Annotated in this window: 3 protein-coding genes, 1 other RNA gene and 1 pseudogene; 4 read left to right on the top strand and 1 reads right to left on the bottom strand. The window is 38.9% G+C overall.

What is annotated here, in order from left to right; all coding sequences use genetic code 11:
* Positions 1-174: 174 nt before the first annotated feature.
* Positions 175-595, bottom strand: a pseudogene (locus tag A3GS_RS12480) (IS3 family transposase); the annotation flags it as partial.
* A gap of 211 nt (positions 596-806) precedes the next feature.
* Here A3GS_RS12480 and ssrA point away from each other — a divergent pair.
* The 4 genes from ssrA to A3GS_RS0109505 all read left to right on the top strand — a co-directional run bounded on the left by ssrA (position 807) and on the right by A3GS_RS0109505 (position 3,123).
* Positions 807-1,155: a transfer-messenger RNA gene (gene ssrA / locus A3GS_RS12485) on the top strand.
* Between the two features lie 218 nt (positions 1,156-1,373).
* On the top strand, positions 1,374-1,754 hold the full coding sequence (locus tag A3GS_RS0109495; RefSeq protein ID WP_018365167.1) for a CidA/LrgA family protein: 381 nt from the start codon (positions 1,374-1,376) through the stop codon (positions 1,752-1,754).
* A complete protein-coding gene (locus A3GS_RS0109500; protein ID WP_018365168.1) occupies positions 1,747-2,442 on the top strand; it encodes an LrgB family protein in 696 nt (231 codons plus the stop codon). Before A3GS_RS0109495 ends, A3GS_RS0109500 begins: the two co-directional genes overlap by 8 nt.
* Positions 2,443-2,505: 63 nt before the next feature.
* Positions 2,506-3,123 (top strand): DUF3862 domain-containing protein, encoded by a 618-nt coding sequence (locus A3GS_RS0109505; RefSeq protein ID WP_018365169.1) that lies wholly within the window; start codon positions 2,506-2,508, stop codon positions 3,121-3,123.
* The last annotated feature ends 113 nt before the right edge of the window (positions 3,124-3,236 follow it).

The raw sequence follows: 3,236 nt of genomic DNA on the forward strand, positions 1-3,236 counted from the left end.
AACGTATGTTCAGCGAGCGTCTTTAGACGCCGCTGGAGTTTAACGGCTTATAGCCGGTGTACAAGCCACCCGTTTACACGGGTGGTTTTGACTTGGCTTCGAGCCAGTTTTTCTGGCTCTTTGTCAACTGTAATAGGTGATGAAAGCTATGTTCTGGAGAGGACCAACATGTCTTCTCTTTTTTTGATGTTTAAAGCAATCAAAATCCGTTACTGGCTCTACAGCTTTGTAGTAATAGCTAGAGCGAGGAATCTTCAACCAACGACACATGGCTGAAATGCTGTATTTGTCCGTATTAGCAGTGATTATTTCTCTTTTTGTGCCATAATCACCGCTGCTTGCTTTAGGATGTCTAGTTGCATTTCCAGCTCTTTATTGCGTTTTCTGAATTCTATCAGTTCATGCTGCTCGTCTGTCAGATTGTCAACAGACTTGAAGGAACCAGTTGTTCTTGCCTGTCTGACTCACTTGTCAAAGGTTGAAGGCGTTAAATCATATTCTTTGATAAGCTTGCTTCGTTTTCTTCCTGCATTGTGAAGGTCAACAAGACTTGTTTGAACTCGTCAGTAAAGTGATGGCGAATTTTTCTAGACATACTTTTCTCCTATTTGCTTTAGTGTAAAACACTTTATTATTCTGTCTAGTTTAGTGTAACTTATTCAATAGCCTTATGTGACTACTATCTTCATGATTTTTTATCCTAAAAACTTGATAGACTTGACAATGGTAGAAAAAAACAAAAGATTTTTTTGCTATTTCAGTCCTAATTTGTTATACTGTCTTAGTGGGTTTCCATATCTTATTTTGGGGTCGTTACGGATTCGACAGGCACTATGAGATATATTTTGCGACTCATCGGCAGATGTAAAAATGCCAGTTAAATATAACTGCAAAAAATACAAACTCTTATGCATTAGCTGCCTAAAAACCAGCCTGCGTGACTTTCACGAGATTGCTTGTGTTTCGGCGAAGGTCTTATTATTAGCAAGCTACGTTTGGCTATTGTCTAACTAGTCAAAAAGAGATGGGTAGACTCGCTTAGTCTGGACTTGAGTTATGTGTCGAGCCTAAGTTAAATCAAGACATAACCTATGGTTGTAGACAAATATATTGGCAGGTGTTTGGACGTGGGTTCAACTCCCACCGGCTCCATTACTGTTCCTAAAGTTTATCGAAACTTCTTAAAACCTTTTATCCAAAGGTTTTTTATTTTTGACCTGAAAAGTGGATGAGGCAAATGTTTTAATAGTTTAGGAAGATTTTCTCCTAATAGGAAGTTGAATGGAGGAGTTTTTTAATATTTTTTCTGAAAACGTTTCATGGTCTTGAAAAATGTGCTCATAGTAGTAGACTAATAGACAAAGGAGTTTTTTATGAAATTATATGTTCAGTTTATGATTATTCTGGCCTTTTCTTTTATCGGAGAGGCCATCTCTACTCTCTTTAAGCTGCCGGTTCCTGGTAGCATTATTGGGCTGGTTCTTTTGTTTTTAGCTTTGGAAACTAAACAGATCCGTTTGAGACACATTGATGTGGTCGGTAATTTTCTTTTAGCTAATATGACCATTCTTTTTTTGCCAGCAGCAGTGGGGATTATGGACCGTTTTAAGGATATCAAGGATTATTTACTACCGATTTCAATCATTATTGTAGTAGCTATTTTTCTTAATATTGCGGTGATTGGCTTTGTCGTGCAATTCATTAAGAAACATTTTGAAGGTGATTATGTGGACAAGGAGGTGCGTCATGAATGAGTTAGTATCTAATCCGATTTTTGGCATTATGCTGTCCATAATGGCTTATCTTTTGGGGATGTTGATTTTTCGTCGTTTCCCGCATCCAGTTACAACACCGCTCTTACTTGCGACGGCTTTTATTATTATCTTTTTGAAGCTGACTAGCATCTCTTACAAGGATTATTATGTGGGTGGCAGCTATCTCAACATGCTCATTGTCCCTTCAACTGTTGCTTTGGGTATTCCCCTCTATCGGTCTTTCCATCTGATGAAGCACCATATTAGGAGCATCTTAATTGGTATTATTGCTGCCTGTTTTGTTAATACGAGTTTCACTGCTATCATTGCCAAACTGTTTGGAATGAAGTATTTTCTGGCTATCTCCCTATTTCCAAAATCGGTGACAACGGCTATGGCTATTGGGATTACAGATAAGATGCATGGGATGATGACCATAACTTTGGTAGTTGTAGTTATCACGGGAATTTTGACCAGCGTTTTGGGACCTGTCTTTTTGAAACTTCTCCATATTGATGACCCCGTCGCTATCGGCTTGTCCTTGGGTGGAACTGGGCACGCCATCGGTACAGGGACAGCCCTTAAGTATGGTCATGTTGAAGGGGCAATGGCGGGGCTTGCTATTGGAATTACGGGTGTTACTTATGTTTTTGTTAGTCCGTTGATTGCGCAGCTTATTCTCAAGTGATTTTTCCTTCTGAATGAGATATGCTATAATAAGAGAAAACGAAAAGGATTTTATTAGGTTTTTATGATGAAAATGAAAAAAACTGGACTTGTTATTCTCTTAGCAGCTTTGACTGTTAATCTGGCAGCTTGCTCGTCTAAACAGTCAAAGAAAACATCTGATGAACCCTTGCAGACCAATACTGTTATTAAGAAAAATGATCATCAGGATGTTAGATTAAAATTTAATCAGATTAAAACAGCAAAGGCAGCAGATCAATTTAAAGGCGGGACAAGTTTGGAGCAGTTGAAGGCTCTCTTTGGGGAACCGGTCAAGCAAGAACAGGTTCCAGCAGGTGATGTGATGCTGGATTCTTACACTTGGCGTTTTGACTCAGTTGAGGTTTCTGCTCAGCTATTTCAAGATAGTACCATTGCGAGATCCATCTCCAATTTTAAGTTTGACCGCAAGGCGACAATCACCAAGGTAGCTTATGACAAACTAGCATCTGGGGTAACTTATGCGCAAGCTGTAGAATTCTTGGGTGAACCAGACATGATCTCTGAGACATCTTCTTCAGACAAGGAAAGCTTGCAGGCTATTTGGATCAGCGGACTCAAGACCAATGCCGAAGATGCTCAAATTTCCCTGACCTTTGAAAAAAATACCTTAACCGAAAAAACACAAAAAGGTTTAGAATAGACAAAAATTCTTGACCATTCTGATATACTCCCCTTATAGTGGACAGTGAAAAAACAAAAATTTTCACTAGAAACTATAACGGGAGTTTTACTATGTCCAAAAGAAGTCCAAAG

The organism is Streptococcus caballi DSM 19004 (genome assembly GCF_000379985.1).
Lineage (GTDB): Bacteria > Bacillota > Bacilli > Lactobacillales > Streptococcaceae > Streptococcus > Streptococcus caballi.

Coding starts and splice junctions, on each gene's coding strand:
- A3GS_RS0109495 (WP_018365167.1), top strand. CDS start 1,374: ATGAAATTATATGTTCAGTTTATGATTATTCTGGCCTTTTCTTTTATC.
- A3GS_RS0109500 (WP_018365168.1), top strand. CDS start 1,747: ATGAATGAGTTAGTATCTAATCCGATTTTTGGCATTATGCTGTCCATA.
- A3GS_RS0109505 (WP_018365169.1), top strand. CDS start 2,506: ATGATGAAAATGAAAAAAACTGGACTTGTTATTCTCTTAGCAGCTTTG.